Source organism: Janthinobacterium sp. PLB04 (assembly GCF_021165895.1).
GTDB classification, from domain to species: Bacteria; Pseudomonadota; Gammaproteobacteria; order Burkholderiales; family Burkholderiaceae_D; genus Janthinobacterium; species Janthinobacterium lividum.
Genome location: NZ_CP088968.1, coordinates 651,012 through 675,459, shown reverse-complemented (window position 1 = coordinate 675,459; position 24,448 = coordinate 651,012). Strand labels below are relative to the sequence as shown.

General features: G+C 58.8%; 19 protein-coding genes and 1 tRNA gene. 7 read left to right on the top strand and 13 right to left on the bottom strand.

Annotated elements, in window-relative coordinates:
- Nucleotides 1–35: 35 nt before the first annotated feature.
- Both LSO07_RS02865 and LSO07_RS02860 read left to right on the top strand, forming a co-directional pair.
- Nucleotides 36–533, top strand: coding sequence for an Lrp/AsnC family transcriptional regulator (locus tag LSO07_RS02865; RefSeq protein ID WP_034783259.1), 498 nt, complete (start codon nucleotides 36–38; stop codon nucleotides 531–533).
- 169 nt (nucleotides 534–702) lie between these two features.
- Nucleotides 703–2,670: a methyl-accepting chemotaxis protein gene (locus LSO07_RS02860; protein ID WP_151092222.1), complete on the top strand. Its 1,968-nt coding sequence runs from the start codon at nucleotides 703–705 to the stop codon at nucleotides 2,668–2,670.
- Between the two features lie 5 nt (nucleotides 2,671–2,675).
- On the opposite strand, the gene LSO07_RS02855 is transcribed toward LSO07_RS02860, so the two are convergent.
- Nucleotides 2,676–3,188, bottom strand: a complete 513-nt coding sequence (locus LSO07_RS02855; RefSeq protein WP_208672445.1) for a thioredoxin family protein — start codon at nucleotides 3,186–3,188, stop codon at nucleotides 2,676–2,678.
- A 149-nt stretch (nucleotides 3,189–3,337) separates the two neighbouring features.
- Here LSO07_RS02855 and LSO07_RS02850 point away from each other — a divergent pair, with 149 nt between their 5' ends.
- From LSO07_RS02850 to LSO07_RS02835, 4 genes are all read left to right on the top strand, one after another.
- Nucleotides 3,338–3,634, top strand: coding sequence for a DUF3349 domain-containing protein (locus tag LSO07_RS02850; RefSeq protein WP_092609214.1), 297 nt, complete (start codon nucleotides 3,338–3,340; stop codon nucleotides 3,632–3,634).
- A gap of 80 nt (nucleotides 3,635–3,714) precedes the next feature.
- Nucleotides 3,715–4,881: an HPP family protein gene (locus tag LSO07_RS02845; RefSeq protein ID WP_151092221.1), complete on the top strand. Its 1,167-nt coding sequence runs from the start codon at nucleotides 3,715–3,717 to the stop codon at nucleotides 4,879–4,881.
- Nucleotides 4,878–5,975, top strand: coding sequence for a M48 family metallopeptidase (locus LSO07_RS02840; RefSeq protein WP_151092219.1), 1,098 nt, complete (start codon nucleotides 4,878–4,880; stop codon nucleotides 5,973–5,975). Before LSO07_RS02845 ends, LSO07_RS02840 begins: the two co-directional genes overlap by 4 nt.
- Before the next feature lie 137 nt (nucleotides 5,976–6,112).
- Complete coding sequence (locus LSO07_RS02835; RefSeq protein WP_151092218.1) at nucleotides 6,113–7,924, top strand: DUF885 domain-containing protein; 1,812 nt, start codon at nucleotides 6,113–6,115, stop codon at nucleotides 7,922–7,924.
- Between the two features lie 70 nt (nucleotides 7,925–7,994).
- On the opposite strand, the gene LSO07_RS02830 is transcribed toward LSO07_RS02835, so the two are convergent.
- Together LSO07_RS02830 and LSO07_RS02825 are read right to left on the bottom strand one after the other, a co-directional pair.
- Nucleotides 7,995–8,834 (bottom strand): HDOD domain-containing protein, encoded by an 840-nt coding sequence (locus tag LSO07_RS02830; protein ID WP_070259968.1) that lies wholly within the window; start codon nucleotides 8,832–8,834, stop codon nucleotides 7,995–7,997.
- A gap of 76 nt (nucleotides 8,835–8,910) precedes the next feature.
- Complete coding sequence (locus tag LSO07_RS02825; RefSeq protein ID WP_225317156.1) at nucleotides 8,911–9,462, bottom strand: ArsR family transcriptional regulator; 552 nt, start codon at nucleotides 9,460–9,462, stop codon at nucleotides 8,911–8,913.
- Between LSO07_RS02825 and LSO07_RS02820 the strand changes: the two genes are divergently transcribed.
- Nucleotides 9,463–10,335, top strand: coding sequence for a hypothetical protein (locus LSO07_RS02820; protein ID WP_208672524.1), 873 nt, complete (start codon nucleotides 9,463–9,465; stop codon nucleotides 10,333–10,335).
- A 447-nt stretch (nucleotides 10,336–10,782) separates the two neighbouring features.
- Here the strand turns inward: LSO07_RS02820 and rpoC are convergent, their stop codons facing one another.
- The 10 genes from rpoC to tuf all read right to left on the bottom strand — a co-directional run bounded on the left by rpoC (nucleotide 10,783) and on the right by tuf (nucleotide 24,415).
- Nucleotides 10,783–15,024 (bottom strand): DNA-directed RNA polymerase subunit beta', encoded by a 4,242-nt coding sequence (gene rpoC, locus LSO07_RS02815; protein ID WP_034753138.1) that lies wholly within the window; start codon nucleotides 15,022–15,024, stop codon nucleotides 10,783–10,785.
- A gap of 122 nt (nucleotides 15,025–15,146) precedes the next feature.
- Nucleotides 15,147–19,253, bottom strand: coding sequence for a DNA-directed RNA polymerase subunit beta (gene rpoB / locus LSO07_RS02810; RefSeq protein WP_034783248.1), 4,107 nt, complete (start codon nucleotides 19,251–19,253; stop codon nucleotides 15,147–15,149).
- Between the two features lie 244 nt (nucleotides 19,254–19,497).
- Nucleotides 19,498–19,869 (bottom strand): 50S ribosomal protein L7/L12, encoded by a 372-nt coding sequence (rplL, locus tag LSO07_RS02805; protein WP_034753136.1) that lies wholly within the window; start codon nucleotides 19,867–19,869, stop codon nucleotides 19,498–19,500.
- A 67-nt stretch (nucleotides 19,870–19,936) separates the two neighbouring features.
- Nucleotides 19,937–20,476: a 50S ribosomal protein L10 gene (rplJ, locus tag LSO07_RS02800; RefSeq protein WP_034753621.1), complete on the bottom strand. Its 540-nt coding sequence runs from the start codon at nucleotides 20,474–20,476 to the stop codon at nucleotides 19,937–19,939.
- 319 nt (nucleotides 20,477–20,795) lie between these two features.
- A complete protein-coding gene (gene rplA, locus LSO07_RS02795; protein WP_034753134.1) occupies nucleotides 20,796–21,491 on the bottom strand; it encodes a 50S ribosomal protein L1 in 696 nt (231 codons plus the stop codon).
- Nucleotides 21,491–21,925 (bottom strand): 50S ribosomal protein L11, encoded by a 435-nt coding sequence (gene rplK, locus LSO07_RS02790; RefSeq protein ID WP_034783246.1) that lies wholly within the window; start codon nucleotides 21,923–21,925, stop codon nucleotides 21,491–21,493. Before rplK ends, rplA begins: the two co-directional genes overlap by 1 nt.
- 115 nt (nucleotides 21,926–22,040) lie before the next feature.
- Nucleotides 22,041–22,667: a transcription termination/antitermination protein NusG gene (gene nusG / locus LSO07_RS02785; protein WP_034753130.1), complete on the bottom strand. Its 627-nt coding sequence runs from the start codon at nucleotides 22,665–22,667 to the stop codon at nucleotides 22,041–22,043.
- The gene (gene secE / locus LSO07_RS02780) at nucleotides 22,667–23,050 is read right to left on the bottom strand and encodes a preprotein translocase subunit SecE (RefSeq protein ID WP_010394308.1); all 384 of its coding nucleotides are present in this window, start codon (nucleotides 23,048–23,050) and stop codon (nucleotides 22,667–22,669) included. The genes nusG and secE overlap by 1 nt, the downstream gene beginning before the upstream one ends.
- Before the next feature lie 32 nt (nucleotides 23,051–23,082).
- A tRNA-Trp gene (locus LSO07_RS02775) sits at nucleotides 23,083–23,158 on the bottom strand.
- A 66-nt stretch (nucleotides 23,159–23,224) separates the two neighbouring features.
- The gene (gene tuf / locus LSO07_RS02770) at nucleotides 23,225–24,415 is read right to left on the bottom strand and encodes an elongation factor Tu (RefSeq protein ID WP_034753125.1); all 1,191 of its coding nucleotides are present in this window, start codon (nucleotides 24,413–24,415) and stop codon (nucleotides 23,225–23,227) included.
- Between the last annotated feature and the right edge of the window lie 33 nt (nucleotides 24,416–24,448).

Genomic DNA, 24,448 nt, shown 5'->3' with positions numbered 1-24,448 from the left:
CAGCATGTTCATGCCATAAAAACCGGAATAATAAAATGAATTCACCAAACACCTCGCTCGACAAATTCGACTGCGCCATCCTCGCAGCCCTGCAGCAGGACGGTACCCTGTCGATCGCCGCCCTCAGCGAAAAGATCGGTCTGTCCAGCACGCCGTGCTGGAAGCGGGTCAAGCGGCTGGAGGAAGAGGGCTATATCGAGAGCCGCGTGGCCATCGTCAACCGGCAAAAAGTGGGGTTGCCCGTGACCGTCTTCGTCAGCGTGCGCACGGGCCAGCACGATGAGAAATGGCTGCGCCGCTTTGCCGCCGCCGTCATCGTCTTGCCGGAAGTACAGGAATTCCACCGCATGAGCGGCGATATCGACTACCTGCTGAAAGTCGTCACCACCGACATCAAGGGCTACGATACCTTCTATAAAAAGCTCATCAAGGCCGTGCAGCTGACGGGCGTGTCCTCCGCCTTTTCCATGGAACAGATCAAATGCAGCACGGAATTGCCGCTGGAATTGATCGCCCACGGCTTGCCTGCCTGAAGCGTTTTCCATCCACGCCGGGCGGACGTGGAAAATCACGTTGCTGCAATGCAACATAAATGAACGAAAAGCAGCAATGGTGCGGCGGGACGCGCAGCGCGGCCGGTATACTGTCCGCTTGTCTGCCCGCTTTTCTGCACCTTGTGCAGGCCACCATCCAAGGTCCTCCATGTCTCTGCTCCGCCGCCTCTCCATCCAGAAAAAACTCCTGTTCAGCATGGGCTTGTGCCTGCTGCTCTTCATGGCGATCTCGTCCTTCCTCAGCGTGCGCATGAGCAGCGACTACGTGCGCGAACGCGTCGTCAGCCAGGAATTGCCGGCGCAAGTGGGCGAGATCCGCAACGACGTGCTGCGCCAGATCAGCCAGCCGCTGTCCGTGGTGCAGACCATGGCCAACGATGTCTACCTGCAAGACTGGGAAGACGCTGGCTTGCCCGACAGCGGCATCGCCACCTTCCAGCGCTACGCCAGCGTGGTCAAGGAAAAGAACAAGGCGGCCTCGATCAACTGGGCTTCCGCCAGCACGGGCAAATACTTCACCACGGACGGCTTGCTGCGCACCCTGGACAAGAACCAGGCGGCCGACCAGTGGTTTTATGGCTTGCTGGCCGGCGACAAGGCCTATACGCTCGATATCGACAAGGCGGAAAACTCCAGCGACCTGATGTTGTACCTGAATGCGCGTGGCCAGACGGCGGGCGGCAAGCAGATCGCGGCCGGCCTGGGCCTGTCCATCAATGCGCTGGCCGACACCATCCGCAGCTACAAGATCGGCCAGACGGGCCATGTCTACCTGGCGCGCGCCAACGGCGTGCTGCTGGTGCACCGCGACACCGCCCTGGCCGATGGCAAGCATCAACTCAAGGATTTACCGGGCTTTAGCGATACCCTGAGCCAGAGCCTGTTGACGGGCAAAAAATACGCGTACGCCATCTACGATACGCCCGCGGGACGCCAGTTCGTCGCCGCTTCCTTCGTGCCGGAATTGAATCTGTATGTGATGGCTGAAGTACCGGAAGCGGAAGTGCTGGGCAATGTCACGCGATCGGCCCTGATCGCCGCCCTGATCGCCGGCCTGGTCGGTGGCGGCATCGCCCTGCTCATCATTTATGTCATCAGCCGCGCCATCGCCGCCCCCGTCGCGCGGGCGGCCGACATGCTCAGCGAGATCGCCAGCGGGAATGGCGACCTGAGCCGCCGCATGCCTGTCGAATCGGAAGACGAGGTCGGTGCACTGGCCGCCGCCTTCAACCGCTTCGTCGCATCGCTGAACGTGACGATACGCGAAGTTCGCGACAGTACCGGGGCCATTGCCAGCGCATCGAGCCAGATCGCGTCGGGCAACCTCGACCTGTCGGCGCGCACGGAAGCCCAGGCATCGAGCCTGGAAGAAACAGCGGCAGCCATGGAAGAACTGACATCGACGGTGAAACAGAACGCGGACAATGCGCGCCAGGCCAATCAGCTGGTGGTGTCGGCGTCGAGCCACGCCGTCAAGGGCGGTGAAGTGGTCGGGCAAGTCGTGCAAACGATGGGCGCGATTACGGAGAGTTCGCGCAAGATCGCCGACATTATCGGCGTGATCGACGGCATTGCCTTTCAAACCAATATCCTGGCGCTGAATGCGGCGGTCGAGGCGGCCCGCGCGGGCGAACAGGGCCGCGGCTTTGCCGTGGTGGCGACTGAGGTGCGCAACCTGGCGCAGAGGTCAAGCCAGGCGGCCAAGGAAATCAAGGACTTGATCGTCGACTCGGGAAGCAAGGTGGAAGCGGGCAGCAAGCTGGTTGACTCGGCCGGCGCCACCATGCAGGACATCGTCGTCTCCGTCCAGAGAGTCGCCGACCTGATGGGCGAAATCGCCTCGGCCAGCCAGGAGCAAAGCCAGGGCATCGCGCAAGTCAATGCCACTGTCACGCAGATGGATGACGCCACCCAGCAAAACGCGGCCCTCGTGGAAGAAGCGGCGGCAGCGGCCCAATCCTTGCAGGATCAGGCGGGCAGGCTGGCGCAGGTGGTCAGCGTCTTCAAGCTGGAAGAAAGCGGGCATGTGGCACCGCAGCCGCCGGCGCACAAGCCCATGCTGCCCACACCGCCCCGCCCGAAAGTGCCGGCCAGCGATGCGTGGGAAGAGTTTTAAGGAAATTACAGGGCAGGTGACTTCACGCTCGCCGCTTGCTTGAAGAAATCATAAATGCCGCTTTCGCTCATGCGGCGGGCATTTGCCAGTTCGCCGCCCTTGGTGGCGTACAGCACCTGGTTGTTGTCGCTCGATACGAGCACGGCAGCGGGGATGCCTTTCTTGAGCGGATTGCCATAGGCTTGCGCCACATCGAGGTTATGGTCGAAGTTACCCACGTCGACCTTGACGACCTTGAACTGCTGTTGCATCAACTCGGCGTTCTTGCCTTCCTTCAAGGCCTTGTCCAGCGCGCGGCAATCCTCGCACCAGTTCGCGCCAAAGATCAGCAAGACAGGTACGTGCGCCGTCTTGGCCTCGGCCAGCGCGCGCGCCACGTCGGCCTTGGCGTCGGCCGCCGCGTTGTACGGCAAATGCGGCGTGGCGACAGGGTTGCCCGGTGTGGGGGCGGCGGCAACGGCGGTGCCGGCAAGCAGCAGGCTGGCAAAGAAAAGGGAAACGAAACGGGAAACGCGCATGCGGGGCTCCTGAGAGAAATCGTAAGGCCAGCTGAACAACTGCCAGCGGGCGTGATTGTCTAGAATATGCCTGCTTGTAGGAAATATCCACCATTTAATTGCACTGTGCTTATGCGGAAAACATATAAGCACCGCCAAGGAGAAGCCGCTTGAGCACGCCAGATACCCTGCCCCCGACTTTGTCCGGCGCCGCGCGCATGCTGCGCAGCGCCTATTCCGGCGGCATGCCAGACACGGCGTATTTCGCCGTGCTGGCCCTGCTGTATGACCACTTTTCCGACCGCAACCTGGCCGAGCTGATGGCCGCCGTCACGCACAAGGATGCTGAGACGGTCCTCAATGACATCTATGCCTGCGCCAGCAGCAAGCCGGAGCCGTCCAGCGTCGAGGCCGCCAAGAACTTGCTGGCGCAGCATGGCTTGCAGGCCGTCTGCGCCGAGGATTAATGCCGGCAGGCAGCGAAATGGAACGCATGGGATAATATGGGGCTCACACTGAGCAACGCGGCCCGAACGCGCCCTCCCCCATGACGACTTCTTTCCTGGCACGCTGGCTGCCGCAACCGAACAACGGCAGCCGCCGCGAACAATTACGCGCCTGCGCGGGCGCCATCTGCGGCTTGCTGCTGACGGGCCTGATCTGCCATTTCCTGCTGGCCCCCGACAGCGCCAGCGTCTACCTGATCGCACCCATGGGCGCCTCGGCCGTCCTGCTGTTCTGCCTGCCGGCCAGCCCGCTGGCGCAACCGTGGTCCGTGGTGGGTGGCAATGTCGTCTCCGGCCTGGTCGGCATGGCCTGCGTGAAATGGCTGGGCCCCAGCGTGGGTGTGGCGGCGCTGGCCGCCTGCCTGGCCATCGGCGCCATGTTTGCCCTGCGCTGTTTGCATCCGCCGGGCGGCGCCGTCGCTCTGACCACGGTAGTTGGCGGCGCCAGCGTGCATGCAGCCGGCTTTGAATTCGTCTTCATCACCGTGCTGTTCAATTCCGCCGTGCTGGTCGCTTGCGCCGTGCTGTACAACAACCTGACGGGGCGCCGCTACCCGCACATCCAGCAACTGGTGGCGCCGCATCCGCACGACACCAAGGATGAGGTGCCCAGCAACCGCCTGGGCTTTTCGCCGGACGACCTCGATGCCGTGCTGCGCCAGCACAGCGAAGTGCTCGACATCAGCCGCGACGACTTGCAGGCCATCTTCCTGCAAACGGAAATGCGCGCCTACCAGCGCCGCTTCGGCGTCGTCACCTGCGCCGACATCATGTCGAAAGACGTGCTCAGCGTGGAATTCGGCACGCCGCTCGATGTTGCCTGGCGCACCATGCGCGAGCATCAGGTGGGCGCCCTGCCCGTGCTGAACCGGGCGCGCCGCGTCATCGGCATCATCACGCAGACGGATTTCCTGCGCCACGGCGGCCTCGACGATTATCAGGACATGCGCCAGCGCCTGCGCGGCCTGCTGCAGCGCAGCGGCTTGTCCCACAGCGACAAACCGGAAGTGGTGGGCCAGCTGATGACGCCGTCGCCGCACACGGCCCGCCTGGGCACGCCCATCATCGACCTCGTGCCCCTGATGGCCGATGCCGGCTACCATCACATTCCCATCCTCGACGATGAAGAGCGCCTGGCCGGCATCATCAGCCAGTCCGACCTGATGGCGGCCCTGTACGAAAGCCGCTTTGCCGAGGCGGTGGCATGACGCCATTCCAGGCACTGCTGGCTGGCCCCGATGGCGGCTCCGCCGGCACGGCCGTCAGCGCGCACTTCTTCGGCAGCCAGCTGGCCATCGATGCACCCGGCTCCACTGTCGATGTGACGCAGCTGGTCGTCAGCGTGGGCGGTGTCGACGGACCGGAACTGTTCCTGAACTGGCTCGACGGACAAGGCCGGCAAGCCTCGCTCAAGCCGCTGACAGCGGACGACATCGCCATCGTGCTAAAAGAAGCGCCGGCCGCGCTGCAGCCGCAACTGCAGCGCCTGTGGGGCGAGCGCCAGCGCAACCGGCGGCAAGTATCGGGCTGGCTGGCCGGCTTGACGGGCGCGGCCGTCGTCGCCGCCGCCCTGCTGTGGTGGCAAGGCGGCCATGCCGTCGGCGCGCTGGCGGGATGGATCCCCTTGTCGACGGAAAAGCAGCTGGGCGAACTGGCCCTGTCGCAAGTGCGCGCGCAGGGCGGCATCAGCGAAAGCGGCGTGGCGCAGCAGACGGTGCAGGAGATCGGCCGCAAGCTGACGGCCGGTTCGCGCTACCAGTACCGCTGGCTGGCCAAGCAGGACGACACGGTCAACGCGTTTGCCATGCCGGGCGGCATCATCGTCGTGCATACAGGCTTGCTGCGCCAGGCAGCCGACCCGGGCGAACTGGCCGGCGTGCTGGCGCATGAAGTGCAGCATGTGGAGCAACGCCATTCGCTGCGGCAAATGATCAGCAGCCTGGGCTGGGGCGCCCTGGTGGGCGTGACCATCGGCGACATCAGCGCCGTGGCCGCCATGCTGGCGCACCAGGCCGGCACCCTGTATTTCAGCCGCGACATGGAGGAAGAGGCGGACCGCCTGGGTTTGCTTGCCTTGCAGCGCGCACAGATCCGTCCCGACGGCATGCTGCGCTTTTTCCAGAAGCTCGACGACAAGGACAAGGCCAGCGTGCCGGGATGGATTTCCTCTCACCCGCAGACGGCGGCGCGCGCGCAGCAGATCCGCAGCCTGATCGCCGCCACGCCCTGCCCCGCCTGCGTCCCCTTGAACAGCCAGCACTGGCAGGCGATGAAAGCCGTGGTCGCGCCAACGGACAAATAGCAACATTCCTCCCCAATAATTTGTCCAAACGCACTGGGCAATCGCGTATGCTTACGCCCCGGCTGTTCCATCGCGACCGGCCACCCCGACCTCGCTACGCCTCCGTTCATTCTCCTTCCTTACAAAGGACATCGCGCATGAAGCATCGTATTGCCGCCGGCACCCTCGGCACCCTGGCCATCTCCCTGTTGCTCGCCCATGCGCCCATGGCGCAAGCGGCCCAGCCCGCTACCAAAACCGTCGCCGTCAGCGCGCCGCAAGCCAAGCAGCGATTGCAGGTCGTGGCCGATCAGTACTACGATGCGCTGGCCCGTTTCGAGCCGATCAATGCCACCGAGAGCGGCGACAACCGTTTTGACGACCAGCTGGGCTCGGCCATCGTGCCCGCCGCGCGCGCGAAACAGTTCGCGCTGTACCGCCAGTACCAGAAGACCCTGCGCAGCATTGCCCGCGCACAGCTGTCGCACCAGGACCAGATCAACTACGATATCCTCGACTATGAACTGGCGACAGCACTGAGCTTCGAGCGCTTTCCCGAATACCTGCTACCCTTGAACCAGATGGACAGCATGCCCGTCACCCTGGCCAACTATGCGGGCGGCGAGGCATCGCAGCCTTTGACCACGGTCAAGGAGTATGACGCTTACCTGAGCCGTATTGGCCAGTTGCCGGGCTGGATAGACCAAGCCATCGCCAACATGAAAGTCGGCATGCAAAAGGGCATCGTGCTGCCGAAGGCGCTGACGGAGTCGGCCCTGCCGCAATTTAAAAAACTCGTCAGCGCCACGCCGCAGGACAGCGTCTATTACACGCCGATCAAGAACTTGCCGGCCAGCTTTTCCGACGCGGACAAGGCGCGCCTGACGCAAACCTACACCGTCATCATCGGGGCCAAACTGATGCCTGCGCTGCAGCGCCTGGCCACCTTCATGGAACGCGATTACCTGCCGGCCGGCCGCGCGAGCAGCGGCTGGAGCGCCCTGCCCGATGGCGCTGCCTGGTACCAGGCGCGCGTGGCCAGCAGCACCACCACGGATTTGAAGCCGGAGCAGATCCACGCCATCGGCTTGAAGGAAGTGGCGCGCATCCAGGAACAATATGCGATCGTGGGCCCGAAGATGGGCTACAACGGCCCGGCCGCCGGCTTGCCCGTGTGGGTGTCGGAACAGGCAAAATACCGCCCGTTCAAGACGGAACAGGAAGTGCTCGACGTCTACCGCAAGCTGAACGTGCTGCTCGACAGCAAATTGCCCGCCCTGTTCACCCTGGTGCCGAAGGCGCCGCTGGACTTGCGCCTGGAGCCTGAACTGAGCCGCGACACGGCCGCCGACCACTACACGGCGCCGGCCGCCGACGGTTCGCGCCCCGGCGTGTTCTGGTCCGTCGTCACCGATCCAAAACTGTATGGCGACACGGGCATGACCACCTTGTTCCTGCACGAAGGCAAACCTGGCCACCATTTCCACCTGGCGCTGGTGCAAGAGATGGACTTGCCGAACTTCCGCCGTTTTGGCGGCAACAATGCCTTCACGGAAGGCTGGGCCCTGTATGCGGAAACCCTGGGCAAGGAAATGGGCCTGTTCGAGGATCCGGCCCAGTATTTCGGCCATTTGAACGACGAGATGCTGCGCGCCGTGCGCCTGGTGGTGGACACGGGCTTGCACACCAAGGGCTGGACGCGCGAACAGACGATCAAGTACATGCGCGACACCCTCGGCTATGACGCCGTGGCGAAAAGCGAGACGGAGCGCTACATGGCGTGGCCCGGCCAGGCCCTGGGCTACAAGATCGGTTCGCTGAAGATCGTCGAACTGCGCCAGCGCGCGCAGCAAGCGCTGGGAGACAAATTCAGCCTGCCGAAGTTCCACGAAGTGGTGCTCGGCGACGGCACCCTGCCTTTGAAACTGCTGGAAGCCAAGGTCGACCGGTGGATCGCGCAGCAGAAGTAAGCGACCGCACCTGAAAGCAAAACGGCAGCCCTTGACGGGGTTGCCGTTTTTTTCGCCTGAGCGTTTGAGACTACACCAGCAACGCCGCACTCATCGAGCGCACTTCCTCGGCCGATTCGGCCAGGATGCTTTGCAGGGTCTCGTTGTCGATAATGAAATCGATGACGGAATCGGATGGGGTGAGCATTTCCACGTACGTCACCTGCAAGGGCGACGGCACGGGCGACAGTTGCTTGGCCAACAACAAGGTATCGAGCAGGGAATCGGGCGGGATCGATAGCAAGCCATCGCGCAAGCCTTCGATGGCCTCGCTCACGGCCGCCGGGATCAGCAGCTTCTTCATGACTTCGCGGGAAATGATCTCTTCGGCGGACTCCATCCAGTGATCCGCATCGTCATCGAGCAGCCCGGGGAATTCATCGGCACGCGACAGCAGGTAAAAACCGCCCACCTCATGCACTATGCCGGCGAACAGCGCCGTGTCGGCATCGACGTGCGTCACGCGGCGGGCCAGCACGTGCGCCAGCGCCGCCACGTGGGCCGTGTGCTCCCACAGCTGCGTCGCCTTCTGGCGCAGGATGGGGTCGATGATCTTGCTGCCGAACTGGCGCACCACCATGGCCGCCACCAGCGCGTACAGATTGCGGTAGCCCATACGCATGACGGCGGCGCGCACGCTGGTCACGGGCGCCGCATCGCCGCGGCTGTACACGGCCGAGTTGGCCAACGCGACCGTGCGCGCCGCCAGCAAGGGCTCGGCCAGTACCAGTTTGATGGCATGGTCGATATGGCAATCCGGTTCAGCCAGGGCCAATTGCAATTGCAGTGCGGAATTAACACTTGTGGGAAATGTTAATTCACCGCGCACCGCCTGGGAAACAATTAAACCGAAAGCCTGTAGTTTATTCATCATACGATCAATCCGCCTCAGATATTTTCCTGGCCAACAATGTCATGCATTAAAAATTGAATGCCAGGCCCGGCCTTTAAAATACAGATGGCATGTCATTCGTCTGCATTGAGGATTCTGGCAAAGCCAGCGCTTGCAATAGCGATTCATCGCCGATGACAAACAACTTCGGCTGCTGTAATACCTGCAGCAGAAATGGCTGGCCTTCACGCAGGCGTCGGCGATAATCGGCCAGCGTATATAAGTTGGGATTGATTTTACGCCTTAAGGTTCGCTCGGCCGGGGCCAATCCCGTCAACAGATCGCCATAATTGGCTTCTTCGCCCACCAGCAGCAAATCGATGGCGCTGCCAGGCATGTCCTGTCCCTTCGCCGTGGCGCCAGACACGAAGGCCAGGTGCAGCTGGGCACGCAAGGGCGCCAGCGTCATGCTGAGCACGCCGACGATGCCGAAGGTCTTCTGCACCAGTCCGCTCAATTCCGGATACACGAGACTTTCCTTGTTGGGCCAGAAGCGCCGCACATTACCGATCCGCTCCGACGTGATCAGCCCGGACTCATGCAGCCGGCGCAGTTCCCGCTGCGCCGACGCACTGCCCAATCCCGTCAAGCGCATGATCTCGTTCAAGTGAAAGCCTTCATTCACGCGGACAAAGAGCAGTCCCAGCAATTTCTGCTGGGCGGGAGTAAACAGGGCTTGGGCAATCATGTGCCAGATATTAGCATGAGCGCGCCGGAAATTGGCGTGGCAAGCGTGCTTTGCACCGCGACAACAGAGTGTGGCTGCTTGACGGCATCGTGCATAATCGCCATGGTTTGCGCGGCCCCCGTCGATCTGAAAAAGCCGGCGGTCCACCTCACACCCGCGCTTGTCGACGAACCGTACTTTCAGGGGAGCACTTGTATGTCATCAGCCACCAGCAGCGTGGTCGGGTTTGTCGAAGGGCAGCTCGATACGGCGGCCTTTGAACACCTTCTATATCAAGACGCGGAAACGGAGCGCCTCTTGTCGGCGCAGCCCGCGCCCAGGTATGCGCATGCGGGGCACACGCTGTATCACTATCTGATATCGCTCGACTTGCGAAATCCGGCGGACGTGCTGAATGCGCAGGGCGCCTTGGCTGAGTTCTTGCGCGCCGCCGGTATTCCGGTATTCGTCTCGGAAAAACCGACCCAGCTGCACCAGCTGTTGCTGGCGGCCCAGCCGAAGTGGCTGGATGTGGATCTGGCCTATGTAACGGCGCTGCTGGACAAGGCACCGCCACATGCGAAAAAAAGTGAACGCACGCAGTGGCTGCGGGCGCAGCTGCTCGAATTGTTCCGCTATGCGAAAAAGCCGCCCCGTTGGCTGCAAGCGCCAAGCTGGCCCATCGAAGCGCACGGTCCGCTGGTGTTTCTGGGACAGCTCGCGGTGGACGGCTATTTTCATGACGAGGCCGCAGTCTATGTGTTTTACGATGCAAGCAAAAAAGAATGCCGATCGATACTGCAGACTTGCTGACGCCATGGGGTCCCTGGATGCTGCTTTCTGTTTGCATGCGCGCTGGAAGGCCGCAGTAACGGATATAAAAAAACGGCACCAGGATATTTCTCCCTGGTGCCGTTCTTATGAGCCAACAGTGCGTTGAATATACTTAATAAATCAAATCATTAACGAATGACCGCTGAAAGCATACGTAATAAATTTTTCTGGCCAACTGGAACTTTCATCAATTAAATGATTACAAATTCCCGGAGAAATAAAACGGACGACATCCATGCGATTGCAATTAATTAAAAATTGTACGCTGCTTGATAAAGATTACGCCTCGTCACCGTGGTGTTGCCGGGTTTCGATAGCCAGCAGATCTTCGGTGGTTTCACCGGCCAGGGTGGCTTTATCGGCCAAGCAGCGGGCATAAAAAAAGGCACCCGAAGGTGCCTTTTTTACATCAGCTAGCAGCGTAGATTACGCTTCGTCGCCGTGGTGTTGCTGGGTTTCGATGTCCTGCAGCGCTTCGGCAGCTTCGCCAGCCATCGAGGCTTTCTCGGCCAGCAGCAGTGCTTGACGCTCTTCCACTTCCCACGCTTCTTTCTCTTTGCGTGCGCGGTGGAATGCCAGGCCCGTACCGCCAGGAATCAGGCGGCCGACGATGACGTTCTCTTTCAGGCCGCGCAGACCATCGCGCTTGCCCATGATCGCCGCTTCGGTCAGCACGCGGGTGGTTTCCTGGAACGATGCGGCCGAGATGAACGAATCGGTCGACAGCGATGCCTTGGTAATACCCAACAAGACGTTTTCGTAGGTCGCTGGAATCTTGTTCTCAACGGCCATGCGATCGTTCTCGTCCAGCAGTTCCGAACGCTCAACCTGCTCGCCAACGATGTAGTTGGTGTCGCCGGCATTGACGATCTGAACACGGCGCAGCATCTGACGCACGATCACTTCGATATGCTTGTCATTGATCTTCACGCCTTGCAGACGGTACACGTCTTGCACTTCGTCAACGATGTAACGTGCCAGCGCTTCGATACCCAGCAGGCGCAGGATGTCTTGCGGATCGGCCGGGCCGTCCACGATCATCTCGCCCTTGTTCACGACTTGGCCGTCATGCACCAGCACTTGTTTGTCCTTGGTGATCAAGAACTCATGCTTGTTGCCGTCCATGTCCGTGATTTCCAGACGCTGCTTGCCCTTGGTTTCTTTACCGAACGCAACCGTACCCGTGACTTCCGCCAGCATACCGGCATCTTTCGGCGAGCGCGCTTCGAACAGTTCCGCAACGCGTGGCAGACCACCGGTAATATCGCGCGTTTTTTGCGATTCGGTAGGAATACGTGCCAGCACTTCACCAACCGATACCTGTTGACCGTCCTTGACCATGATCAGCGCGCCGACCTGGAAGCCGATCGCCACCGAGTGTTCGGTGCCCGCGATCTTGACTTCTTCGTTCGCGTCGTTGATCAGCTTGACTTGCGGACGCAACGTTTTCGTCAACGAACCGCGACGTTTCGCATCGATCGCCACCAGGGTGGACAGACCGGTCACTTCGTCGACCTGACGGGCTACGGTGACGCCTTCTTCGACGTTCTCGAAACGCACTTGACCGGCGTATTCGGTAATGATCGGACGGGTCAGCGGATCCCACGTTGCCAGGGCCGTACCGGCCTTGATGACCATGCCGTCCTTGACGATCAGGGTCGCACCGTACGGTACTTTATGACGCTCACGCTCACGGCCATGGTCGTCGGTGATCAGCACTTCGCCGGAACGGGAAATGACGATTTGCGCGCCCTTGCCGTTCGTCACGTAACGCATGGTTGCCGTGAAGCGGATGGTACCGTTCGACTTGGCTTCCACCGACGATGCCACTGCTGCACGCGATGCCGCACCACCAATGTGGAACGTACGCATGGTCAGCTGGGTACCAGGCTCACCAATCGACTGCGCTGCCACCACACCGACGGCTTCGCCAGCGTTGACCAGCATGCCGCGGCCCAGGTCGCGGCCGTAGCACTTGGCGCACAGGCCGAAGCGCGTGTCGCAAGTCAGTGGCGTGCGGACCTTGACTTCATCGATGGACAGACGCTCGATCTCTTCGACCATGTCTTCATCCATCAGCGTGCCGGCTTCGTACAGCGTTTCCTGGGTTTCAGGATTGACGACGTCATGCACCACCACGCGGCCGAGGATACGGTCACGCAACGGTTCGATGACTTCACCACCTTCAACCAGTGCCTTCATGACGGCGCCGTTCATGGTGCCGCAATCGTCCTCGATCACCACCAAGTCTTGCGTCACGTCAACCAGACGACGCGTCAGGTAACCGGAGTTAGCCGTTTTCAGCGCCGTATCGGCCAGACCTTTACGAGCGCCGTGGGTCGAAATGAAGTACTGCAAAACGTTCAGACCTTCGCGGAAGTTCGCGGTAATCGGCGTTTCGATAATCGAGCCATCCGGTTTGGCCATCAGACCACGCATACCGGCCAACTGGCGAATCTGGGCTGCGGAACCGCGCGCGCCGGAGTCGGCCATCATGTAAATGGCGTTGAACGATTCTTGCGTCGACTTGGTGCCGTCGCGGCGGATCACGTCTTCGACTTTGAGCTGGTCCATCATGGCCTTGCCAACTTCATCCGAGGTCTTGCCCCAGATATCGACTACCTTGTTGTAACGCTCGCCGGCGGTCACGAGACCCGAGGCGTATTGCTGTTCGATCTGCTTGACTTCCGATTCGGCCGTCGCGATCAGCGTGACTTTTTGAGGCGGTACCAGCATGTCGTCGACGCAGATCGAGATACCGGCGCGTGTCGCCAGGCGGAAACCCGATTGCATCAGTTTGTCTGCGAACACCACGGTGGCGCGCAGGCCGCACTTGCGGAACGACGTGTTGATCAGCTTGGAAATTTCTTTCTTTTTCAGCGCGCGGTTCAGGACGGAGAACGGCAAGCCTTTTGGCAGAATTTCCGACAGGATCGCACGGCCGATCGTCGTTTCGTAGCGGGTAACCGTTTTCTCGAATTCGCCCGTTTCGGCGTTTTTCGGGTATTCGGTAATACGCACGGTCACGCGGGTCGTCAGTTCGACTTCCTTGTTGTCGTAGGCGCGGATCACTTCCGACACGTCAGGGAACATCATCCCTTCGTTCTTCGCATTGATCGCTTCGCGGGTCGCGTAGTACAGACCCAGCACGATATCCTGGGAAGGAACGATCGACGGTTCGCCGTTCGATGGGAACAGGATGTTGTTCGATGCCAGCATCAGGGTGCGTGCTTCCATCTGCGCTTCGATCGACAGAGGAACGTGGACCGCCATTTGGTCACCGTCAAAGTCGGCGTTGAATGCGGCGCAGACGAGCGGGTGCAACTGGATGGCCTTGCCTTCAATCAGGACTGGCTCGAATGCCTGGATACCCAGACGGTGCAGCGTAGGTGCGCGGTTCAACATGATCGGATGTTCACGGATCACGTCTTCCAGGATGTCCCACACGACCGGCTCTTGAATCTCGACCAGCTTTTTCGCGGCCTTGATCGTGGTAGCCAGACCCATCAGTTCCAGTTTATTGAAAATGAATGGTTTGAACAGTTCCAGCGCCATCAGTTTCGGCAAGCCGCACTGATGCAGTTTCAATTGCGGGCCCACGACGATGACCGAACGACCGGAGTAATCGACGCGTTTGCCCAGCAAGTTTTGACGGAAACGGCCGCCCTTGCCCTTGATCATCTCTGCCAGCGATTTCAGCGGACGCTTGTTGGCGCCGGTCATCGCTTTGCCGCGACGGCCGTTGTCCAGCAGCGAATCGACCGCTTCTTGCAGCATGCGCTTTTCGTTGCGCGTGATGATCTCTGGAGCACGCAGCTCCATCAGGCGTTTCAGACGGTTGTTACGGTTGATGACGCGGCGATACAGATCGTTCAGATCCGAGGTCGCGAAACGGCCACCATCCAGCGGTACCAGCGGACGCAGTTCCGGCGGCAGCACTGGCAGCACTTCCATGATCATCCAGTCAGGCTTGATGCCCGAACGTTGGAACGCTTCCAGCACTTTCAGGCGCTTCGCGTATTTCTTGATCTTGGCTTCGGATTTCGATTCCTTCAGTTCCACGCGCAGGGTTTCGGCATCGCGGTGGATGTCGATCGAGCGCAGCAGTTCACGGATACCTTCGGCGCCCATGAAGGCGGTGAAGTCGTCGCCGTACTCTTCGTACTTGGCGGCGTAGTCGTCTTCCGACATGATCTGGCACTTTTTCAGCGGAGTCATGCCTGGATCGGTCACGACGTATGCTTCAAAGTACAGCACGCGTTCGATGTCCCGCAGGGTCATGTCCAGGACCATGCCCAGACGCGACGGCAGCGATTTCAGGAACCAGATGTGGGCGGTCGGCGAGGCCAGCTCGATGTGGCCCATGCGCTCGCGGCGCACCTTGGCCAGCGTGACTTCGACGCCGCACTTTTCGCAGATCACGCCACGGTGTTTCAGGCGCTTGTACTTGCCGCACAGGCATTCGTAATCCTTGATCGGGCCAAAGATCTTGGCGCAGAACAGGCCGTCGCGCTCAGGCTTGAAGGTACGGTAGTTGATGGTTTCCGGCTTTTTGACTTCGCCGTAGGACCACGAACGGATTTTCTCAGGCGAAGCGAGACCGATCTTGATTGCATCGAAGGTCTCGTTGGTCTGTACTTGCTTGAATAGATCGAGCAGTGCTTTCATGTATCACTCCAGAGGTGATTAAATTTCTATATTCCTGAGACTACATTGCCCGGCATGGTTTCCCAGCCGGGCTTTGTGTTTCCCAAACCAAATGACGCTTATTGGGTCAATAAGCCTGTCGTTTAGTTGCGTTCGAGGTCGATATCGATACCCAGCGAACGGATTTCCTTGACCAGCACGTTGAACGATTCCGGCATGCCGGCGTCGATCACGTGGTCGCCCTTGACGAGGTTCTCGTACACTTTGGTACGGCCATTCACGTCATCGGACTTGACGGTCAACATCTCTTGCAAGACATACGACGCGCCATACGCTTCCAGTGCCCAGACTTCCATCTCACCGAAACGCTGACCACCGAACTGGGCTTTACCGCCCAGTGGCTGTTGCGTCACCAGCGAGTAAGGACCGGTCGAACGCGCATGCATCTTGTCATCCACCAAGTGATGCAGTTTCAGCATGTGCATGACGCCGACAGTGACCTTGCGCTCGAACGCTTCACCGGTGCGACCGTCATACATGGTCACCTGGTTTTTCGAAGCGGTCATGCCCAAGTTCTTGGCGATGTCGTCCGGATACGCCAGGTCCAGCATGCGGCGGATCTCTTCTTCATTGGCGCCATCGAACACTGGCGTGGCGAATGGAACACCTTTTTTCAGGTTTTCCGCCAGCTTCATGATCTCTTCGTCGTCGAAGTCGTTCAGCTCTTCGGCACGGCCGTTGTCGTTGTAGATCGTCGTCAGGTACTTGCGCACTTGCTCGACCTTGGTTTGCGCCTTCAGCATTTCGCCGATGCGGATACCCAGACCCTTGGCAGCCCAGCCCAAGTGAGTCTCGAGAATCTGACCAACGTTCATCCGCGAAGGAACGCCCAGCGGGTTCAGCACAACGTCGGCTGGCGTGCCGTCGGCCATGTATGGCATGTCTTCCACAGGAACAATACGGGAAACCACACCCTTGTTACCGTGGCGACCTGCCATCTTGTCGCCCGACTGCAGGCGGCGTTTCACGGCCAGGTACACCTTGACCATTTTTTGCACGCCTGGTTGCAGCTCATCGCCTTGCGTCAGTTTCTTGCGCTTCTCTTCGAAGGCCAGATCGAACTGGTGACGCTTCTCGTTGATCGATTCCTTGATCGCTTCCAGCGCTACCGCTGCATCGTCGTCCGCAGGGCGGATGTCGAACCAGTGGTATTTGTCCAGATCGGCCAGGTAATCCTTGGTGATCTTGGCGCCTTTGGCCAGCTTTTTAGGGCCGCCGTTGACAACTTTGCCGATCAGCATTTTTTCCAGACGCTGGAAGGCATCGCCTTCAACGATACGCATCTGGTCGTTCAAATCCAGACGGAAGCGTTTCAGTTCGTCATCGATAATTTGCTGGGCACGCTTGTCGCGCACGATGCCTTCACGGGTGAAGACTTGCACGTCGATCACGGTACCGATCATGCCCGAAGGCACGCGCAGCGACGTATCTTTCACGTCGGATGCTTTTTCGCCGAAAATCGCGCGCAGCAGCTTCTCTTCCGGGGTCAGCTGGGTTTCGCCTTTTGGCGTCACTTTACCAACCAGGGTATCGCCGGCTTGTACTTCAGCGCCGATGTAGACGATACCGGACTCATCCAGACGTGCCAGCTGATTTTCAGCCAGGTTCGAGATGTCGCGCGTAATTTCTTCCGCGCCCAGTTTCGTGTCACGGGCAACAACCGACAACTCTTCGATGTGAATCGAGGTGTAGCGGTCGTCCTTGACGACGTTTTCCGAGATCAGGATCGAATCTTCGAAGTTCAGACCATTCCATGGCATGAAGGCCACGGTCATGTTCTGGCCCAGAGCCAATTCACCCAGGTCGGTCGATGCGCCGTCGGCGATCACGTCGCGCTTGGCAACACGGTCGCCCACTTGCACGATAGGACGCTGGTTGATGTTGGTGTTCTGGTTCGAACGGGTGTACTTGATCAGGTTGTAGATGTCGACGCCCACTTCACCAGCGGTAGCTTCGTCATCGTTGACGCGAATCACGACACGGCCCGCATCGATGTAATCGACGATACCGCCACGCAGCGCTTGCACGGTGGTGCCCGAGTCGACCGCAACAGTGCGTTCGATACCGGTACCGACCAGCGCTTTTTCCGGACGCAAGCAAGGCACAGCCTGGCGTTGCATGTTGGCGCCCATCAATGCACGGTTTGCATCATCGTGTTCGAGGAACGGAATCAGCGAGGCAGCGACGGAAACGATCTGGCCTGGCGCCACGTCCATGTACTGGATGCGTTCCGGGGAGACCAGGATGGTTTCGCCGGCTTCACGGGCCGAGACCAGTTCATCGGACAGCATGCCTTCGTCGTTGATGGTCGCATTCGCCTGAGCGATGATGTAGCGGCCTTCTTCGATGGCGGACAGGTAGTCGATCTGATCGGTAATCTTGGAGCCTTCGACCTTGCGGTACGGGGTTTCCAGGAAGCCGTATTCATTCAGGCGGGCATACAGAGCCAGCGAGTTGATCAGACCAATGTTCGGACCTTCCGGTGTCTCAATCGGGCAGACGCGGCCGTAGTGGGTCGGATGCACGTCGCGCACTTCAAAGCCGGCGCGTTCGCGTGTCAGACCGCCGGGTCCCAGAGCCGATACGCGGCGCTTGTGGGTAATTTCCGACAGAGGATTGGTTTGGTCCATGAACTGCGACAGCTGGGACGAACCGAAGAACTCGCGAATCGCGGCCGAAATCGGCTTCGAGTTGATCAGGTCGTGCGGCATCAGGTTGTCCGCTTCGGCTTGGCCGAGGCGTTCCTTGACGGCGCGCTCAACACGCACCAGGCCGGCGCGGAATTGATTCTCGGCCAGTTCGCCCACGCAACGTACGCGACGGTTACCCAGGTGATCGATATCGTCGACTTCGCCGCGGCCATTGCGCAGTTCCACCAGGATCTTGATCACGGCCAGCACGTCTTCGTTCGACAGGGTCATGGCGCCGGTCAGTTCATCGCGGCCGATGCGGCGGTTGAACTTCATGCGGCCCACGGCCGACAGGTCGTAGCGGTCCGAGTTGTAGAACAGACCATTGAACAGCGCTTCAACGGAATCTTCCGTTGGCGGTTCGCCTGGACGCATCATGCGGTAGATCGCCACTTTCGCAGCCATCTGATCGGCGGTGTCGTCGATACGCAGGGTTTGCGAGATGTAGGCGCCCTGATCCAGGTCGTTCGTGTACAAGGTCTGGATTTCGGAAATGTTGGCATCGCGCAGGCGGCCCAACAGATCTTCGGTCAGCTCATCGTTCGCGGAAGCGACGACTTCACCGGTATCGCCATCGACGATGTTCTTCGCCAATACGCGGCCCAGCAGGTAGTCTTCCGGTACGGAAATGTGCTTGATGCCGGCAGCTTCGATATCACGCACGTGTTTCGCGTTGATACGCTTGTCTTTCAGCACCAGGGTCTTGCCCGACTTGTCGACGATGTCGAAACGCGCCACTTCGCCGCGCAGACGCTCGGAAACGAATTCCATTTCCGCGCCTTCGGAGCGCAGGTTGAAATTGTCGAAGACGAAGAAGTTCGCCAGGATTTGCTCATGCGACATGCCGATGGCTTTGAGCAGGATCGTCACTGGCATCTTGCGGCGGCGGTCGACGCGGAAGAACAGGATGTCTTTCGGGTCGAACTCGAAGTCCAGCCACGAACCGCGGTAAGGAATGATACGCGCGGAGAACAGCAGTTTACCGGACGAGTGGGTCTTGCCGCGGTCGTGCTCGAAGAACACGCCAGGCGAACGGTGCAACTGGGAAACGATAACCCGCTCCGTGCCGTTGATCACGAACGAACCGGTGGTCGTCATGAGCGGCAATTCGCCCATGTAGACTTCCTGTTCCTTCATCTCTTTGACGACGGGCTTGGTTGGCGATTCCTTGTCCAGGATCACCAGGCGCACTTTCGCGCGCAGCGGCGACGCGAACGTCAGGCCACGTTGTTGACATTCTTTGACGTCGAAGGCAGGATCGCCCAGAACGTACGACAAGAATTCGAGACGCGCAAAACCATTGTGCGACACGATAGGGAAAATCGAAGTGAAAGCCGACTGCAGGCCATCATTCTTGCGGCCGGACGGTGCTATGTCCTCTTGCAAGAAGCTATGATAAGACTCGAGCTGGGTCGCCAGCAGGAACGGAACGTGGTGAACGTTGGCGCGCTTCGCGAATGATTTGCGAATGCGTTTCTTCTCAGTAAATGAGTAGTGCATGGACACTCCGTGAGTGACAGAAAGGATAGAAAATTCAGGTTTTGCAAGTGTTCGTTTGCACCGCTGCGTGTGACACAGACGAAACCTCAAGGCTCTGCTTTCCGGCTTGAATCGAATAAAAACTGCTGCTACAACTACATGACAAATACGATGCAGACGACAAAGGAGCCAAAGTCGGATTCCCCCCCTTGCGAGGGGAAACCTCAGACTTTGACTCGGGCGCTAACTGCCGCCGGTACAGATATTACTTGATCGAAGCGGTTGCGCCGGCTTCTACCAGTTTCTTCTGTGCAGCTTCAGCGTCAGCTTTCGACACTGCTTCTTTCACAGTTTTTGGTGCGCCATCGACCAGGTCTTTAGCTTCTTTCAAGCCCAGGCCGGTGATTTCGCGAACTGCTTTAATAACGCCAACTTTGTTTGCGCCGAAGGTGTCAAGGATGACGTTGAATTCGGTTTGCTCTTCAGCAGCTGCTGCTGGGCCTGCTGCAGGACCGGCCGAAGCCATTGCTGCTGCGGACACGCCGAATTTTTCTTCGAATGCTTTAACCAGGTCGTTCAGGTCCATTACGGACATGGCGCTAACTGCTTCCAGGATATCGTCTTTGCTAATTGCCATTTTGAAACTCCTAAATTTATTACGTTAGTTACATCAGATTGGTACTGAGAGAAAAAAGCGCGCGCAATTAAGCGGCTGCTGGGGCTTCTTCTGCTGCTGCTTCTGCAGGAGCTTCGGCGCCTTCGCCTTTTTTCGCTGCCAGGGCAGCCAGACCACGTGCAAAGCCCGAAACCGGAGCCAGCATAACGCCCAACAACTGCGAAATGAGGACTTCACGGCTAGGAATGCTCGCCAACGCGGTGACAGCAGCTGTATCCAGCGGCTTGCCTGCGTAGTTACCTGCTTTGATGACCAGTTTGTCGTTGGTTTTAGCGAAGTCAGCGATGACTTTAGCTGCTGCAACGGCATCGGCCGAGATCGAGTAGATCAACGGGCCGGTCATGGCATCTGCCAGGCTGGCGAATGCGGTACCTTCAACGGAGCGACGAGCCAGAGTGTTTTTCAACACACGCAGGTACACGCCTTGGGCACGCGCTTTAGCACGCAGTTGCGTCAAGTGACCAACCTGGATGCCACGATATTCGGCCACGACGATCGTTTGCGCATTTGCTACTTGTGCGGAAACTTCGGCGACGACGGCCTTTTTGTCATTCAGATTGAGACTCACGGTCAACCTCCTTAAATGATGTTCGGCAATCACAACCGAGTGGTTGAGCGCCTTGCATCGGTTCGAACACGGCGTCCGAAGTCAAGAAGTACTAAACTGAGCGGATGGATTCACGCAGCATGAGGACTACAAAACTTGTTCGGGTACACCATCTGCGTTGGGCACCTGCCGTTGCCGGCAAGCCTATTAACCTTCTGCATGAGCGATCGCAGTCGGCCCAACGGTCTTTGATTGTCTGCCGGCCTGGTGCGAACACCGGGCCGACAGCCCAAAGATGCGCCCACAGCGCCCGAAGGCGCGTGGGACTTGATTCTGTTACTTAAGCTGCCAGGCTAGCCTGATCAACACGGACGCCAGCGCCCATGGTCGACGACAGCGAAACTTTGCGCAGGTACACGCCTTTGCTCGATGCTGGCTTGGCTTTGTTCAGTGCGTCGATCAGTGCGACCAGATTCGACTTCAGATCTGCGTCAGCGAACGATTTACGGCCGATGGTAGCGTGGATGATACCGGATTTGTCGGTACGGTACTGAACTTGACCGGCTTTCGCGTTTTTCACGGCGGTAGCGACGTCAGGAGTAACAGTGCCGACTTTCGGGTTAGGCATCATGCCGCGTGGGCCCAGGATCTGACCCAGGGTACCAACGATACGCATGGTATCTGGCGAAGCGATCACGATGTCGAAAGGCATGTCGCCGGCTTTGATCTGCTCAGCCAGGTCTTCCATACCAACGATGTCGGCGCCAGCTGCTTTGGCAGCTTCCGCTTTTTCGCCCGACGCGAATACAGCCACGCGTACGGTTTTGCCGGTACCAGCTGGCAGCACGACGGAGCCGCGCACCACTTGGTCGGATTTCTTAGGATCAACACCCAGTTGTACCGATACGTCGATCGATTCATTGAACTTGGCCGTTGCGCACTCTTTGATCAGAGCGACAGCGTTGTCGAAAGCGTACACTTTGGTACGGTCGACTTTGGCTTTCAAAGCCTTGATACGTTTGGATAACTTAGCCATTATACAACACCTTCCACCGTGATACCAATCGAACGAGCGGAACCAGCGATGGTGCGTACAGCAGCATCCATGTCGGCAGCGGTCAGATCAGGGGTTTTCAATTTAGCGATTTCTTCAGCTTGTGCGCGGGTCAGCGTACCGACTTTGTCGGTATGTGGCTTCGGCGAACCTTTGGTGATCGCAGCAGCTTTTTTGATCAGGTAGGTTGCTGGAGGCGTCTTCATCACGAACGTGAAGGACTTGTCCGCAAACGCGGTGATCACGACTGGGATCGGCATGCCTGGTTCCATACCTTGGGTCTGCGCGTTGAACGCTTTGCAGAATTCCATGATGTTCAGACCACGTTGACCCAGAGCTGGACCGATTGGTGGGGATGGGTTTGCTTTACCAGCTGGCACTTGCAGCTTGATAAAACCAATGATTTTCTTTGCCATGATGGCTCCTATCTTGGATTGAGTAGTAGCGCCCCGCCGATCCTACCCTGGCGGGGCTCCTCTGACCGGATTTTGCTGAGACTGCCGCAACGCTCCTGGTGGCGCTTGCTAATGCTTAAACTTTTTCGACTTGGCCGAATTCGAGCTCTACCGGGGTAGCGCGGCCGAAAATGGTGACCGAGACGCGCACTTTGGATTTCTCGTAATTGACTTCTTCGACATTGCCGTTGAAATCGGTGAACGGACCATCCTTGATGCGTACTTGCTCGCCCACTTCGTACAAGGTTTTTGGACGGGGCTTTTCAACACCTTCCTGCATCTGCTTCATGATGCCGTCGATTTCGCGCGCGGAGATCGGCGTCGGCTTGTTCGACTTGCCACCAATGAAACCGGTAACCTTGCTGGTGTTCTTGACCAAGTGCCAGCTCTCGTCCGTCATTTCCATTTCAACCAGCACATAGCCAGGATAGAAACGACGTTCGGTGACGGACTTCACACCATTCTTGACTTCAACGACTTCTTCGATCGGCACCAGGATCTGGCCGAACTGGTCTTGCATGCCCGCGCGCTCGATGCGCTCGGTCAGTGCGCGCATGACGCTTTTTTCCATGCCGGAATAAGCATGCACGACATACCAGCGCTTGCTGCTTACTGGCACGCTCAGCGCTGCACCAGTGTCCGCTACCGGAGCGTCGCCCGGAACGGACTCGTCCGCCGCTTCATCATGCACATTTTCGCTCATTATTTTTTCCAACCCAGAATTACGTCATACAACAAAAACTCGAGCAATTTATCCGTGCCCCACAGGAAAATCGCCATGACCAGCACAAAGGCAAACACGATCGCAGTAATCTGCGTGGCTTCTTTGCGGGTAGGCCAAACGACTTTCTTGGTTTCGCGCACAGCTTCTTTGGCGAAATTGAGAAATTCACGGCCGGTCGTCGAGACATACAAGAGCGCAACAGCAATAACCAAACCAGCCACAAGCGCGCTTGCACGCACCAGAGCTGGTTGGCCTGCCAGGTAATAAAACCCGACTACTCCTGCAATCGCAGCCACTATTGCCAGCGCGACTTTTATCTTGTCACTCGACGTGCTAACGGTTTGCACGGATTGATTTGACATTTTTCTACTTTCGGTGCCCTGCACCTTGACGGTGGCAGGGACGGAGGGCATCGAACCCCCAACCTTCGGTTTTGGAGACCGACGCTCTGCCAATTGAGCTACGTCCCTACGTAAAACTTTCGAGGAGTGCTATTCTACCACCCAGGACGCCCCGGGTGGAAGCATAACATTTCCTTATGCGAGGATTTTTGCAACCACGCCGGCGCCGACGGTACGGCCGCCTTCACGGATAGCGAAGCGCAGACCTTCTTCCATCGCGATCGGGTTGATCAGCTTGACGGTGATCGACACGTTATCGCCTGGCATGACCATTTCTTTGTCTGCTGGCAACTCGATCGAACCGGTTACGTCCGTCGTACGGAAGTAGAACTGTGGACGATAGTTGTTGAAGAATGGCGTATGACGGCCGCCTTCGTCTTTCGACAGAACATAGATCTCGCCGGTGAAGTGTGCATGCGGCTTGATCGAGCCTGGCTTTGCCAGAACTTGACCACGTTGCACGTCTTCACGCTTGGTGCCGCGCAGCAGCAGACCAACGTTGTCGCCAGCTTGACCTTGGTCCAGCAGTTTGCGGAACATTTCCACGCCGGTGCAAGTCGTTTTGACAGTATCGGTGATACCGACGATTTCGATCTCTTCGCCGACTTTAACAATGCCGCGCTCGATACGACCGGTCACAACGGTACCGCGACCCGAGATCGAGAACACGTCTTCCACTGGCATCAGGAAAGCACCATCAACAGCGCGCTCTGGCGTTGGGATGTATGCATCCAGCGCATCGGCCAGACGCAGCACTGCGTCAACGCCCATTTCGCCTTCTTTGCCTTCCAGCGCCATACGTGCCGAACCTTTGATGATTGGCAGGTCGTCGCCTGGGAATTCGTACTTCGACAACAGCTCGCGCACTTCCATTTCAACCAGTTCCAGCAGCTCTGCGTCGTCGACCAGGTCGCACTTGTTCAGGAACACGATGATGTATGGAACGCCAACTTGGCGGGCCAGCAGGATGTGTTCGCGGGTCTGTGGCATTGGGCCGTCAGCTGCGGAGCACACCAGGATCGCGCCGTCCATCTGGGCAGCACCGGTAATCATGTTTTTGATGTAATCGGCGTGGCCTGGGCAGTCAACGTGCGCGTAGTGACGCGTTTCCGTTTCGTACTCGACGTGGGCGGTGTTAATCGTGATACCGCGCGCTTTTTCTTCTGGTGCTGCATCGATCTGGTCGTATGCTTTAGCTTCGCCGCCGAATTTCTTCGACAGAACCGTTGCGATTGCAGCGGTCAGCGTGGTTTTACCGTGGTCGACGTGGCCGATGGTGCCGACGTTGACGTGCGGCTTGGTCCGTTCGAATTTACCTTTTGCCATTTTGAACTCCTAATGATTTGATTAGATTGCTCA

What these genes read in the sequence shown, in the direction of transcription:
- LSO07_RS02865 (WP_034783259.1), top strand. Translation starts at nt 36, where the DNA reads ATGAATTCACCAAACACCTCGCTCGACAAATTCGACTGCGCCATCCTC.
- LSO07_RS02860 (WP_151092222.1), top strand. Translation starts at nt 703, where the DNA reads ATGTCTCTGCTCCGCCGCCTCTCCATCCAGAAAAAACTCCTGTTCAGC.
- LSO07_RS02855 (WP_208672445.1), bottom strand. Translation starts at nt 3,188, where the DNA reads ATGCGCGTTTCCCGTTTCGTTTCCCTTTTCTTTGCCAGCCTGCTGCTT.
- LSO07_RS02845 (WP_151092221.1), top strand. Translation starts at nt 3,715, where the DNA reads ATGACGACTTCTTTCCTGGCACGCTGGCTGCCGCAACCGAACAACGGC.
- LSO07_RS02840 (WP_151092219.1), top strand. Translation starts at nt 4,878, where the DNA reads ATGACGCCATTCCAGGCACTGCTGGCTGGCCCCGATGGCGGCTCCGCC.
- LSO07_RS02835 (WP_151092218.1), top strand. Translation starts at nt 6,113, where the DNA reads ATGAAGCATCGTATTGCCGCCGGCACCCTCGGCACCCTGGCCATCTCC.
- LSO07_RS02830 (WP_070259968.1), bottom strand. Translation starts at nt 8,834, where the DNA reads ATGAATAAACTACAGGCTTTCGGTTTAATTGTTTCCCAGGCGGTGCGC.
- rpoC (WP_034753138.1), bottom strand. Translation starts at nt 15,024, where the DNA reads ATGAAAGCACTGCTCGATCTATTCAAGCAAGTACAGACCAACGAGACC.
- rpoB (WP_034783248.1), bottom strand. Translation starts at nt 19,253, where the DNA reads ATGCACTACTCATTTACTGAGAAGAAACGCATTCGCAAATCATTCGCG.
- rplL (WP_034753136.1), bottom strand. Translation starts at nt 19,869, where the DNA reads ATGGCAATTAGCAAAGACGATATCCTGGAAGCAGTTAGCGCCATGTCC.
- rplA (WP_034753134.1), bottom strand. Translation starts at nt 21,491, where the DNA reads ATGGCTAAGTTATCCAAACGTATCAAGGCTTTGAAAGCCAAAGTCGAC.
- rplK (WP_034783246.1), bottom strand. Translation starts at nt 21,925, where the DNA reads ATGGCAAAGAAAATCATTGGTTTTATCAAGCTGCAAGTGCCAGCTGGT.
- nusG (WP_034753130.1), bottom strand. Translation starts at nt 22,667, where the DNA reads ATGAGCGAAAATGTGCATGATGAAGCGGCGGACGAGTCCGTTCCGGGC.
- secE (WP_010394308.1), bottom strand. Translation starts at nt 23,050, where the DNA reads ATGTCAAATCAATCCGTGCAAACCGTTAGCACGTCGAGTGACAAGATA.
- tuf (WP_034753125.1), bottom strand. Translation starts at nt 24,415, where the DNA reads ATGGCAAAAGGTAAATTCGAACGGACCAAGCCGCACGTCAACGTCGGC.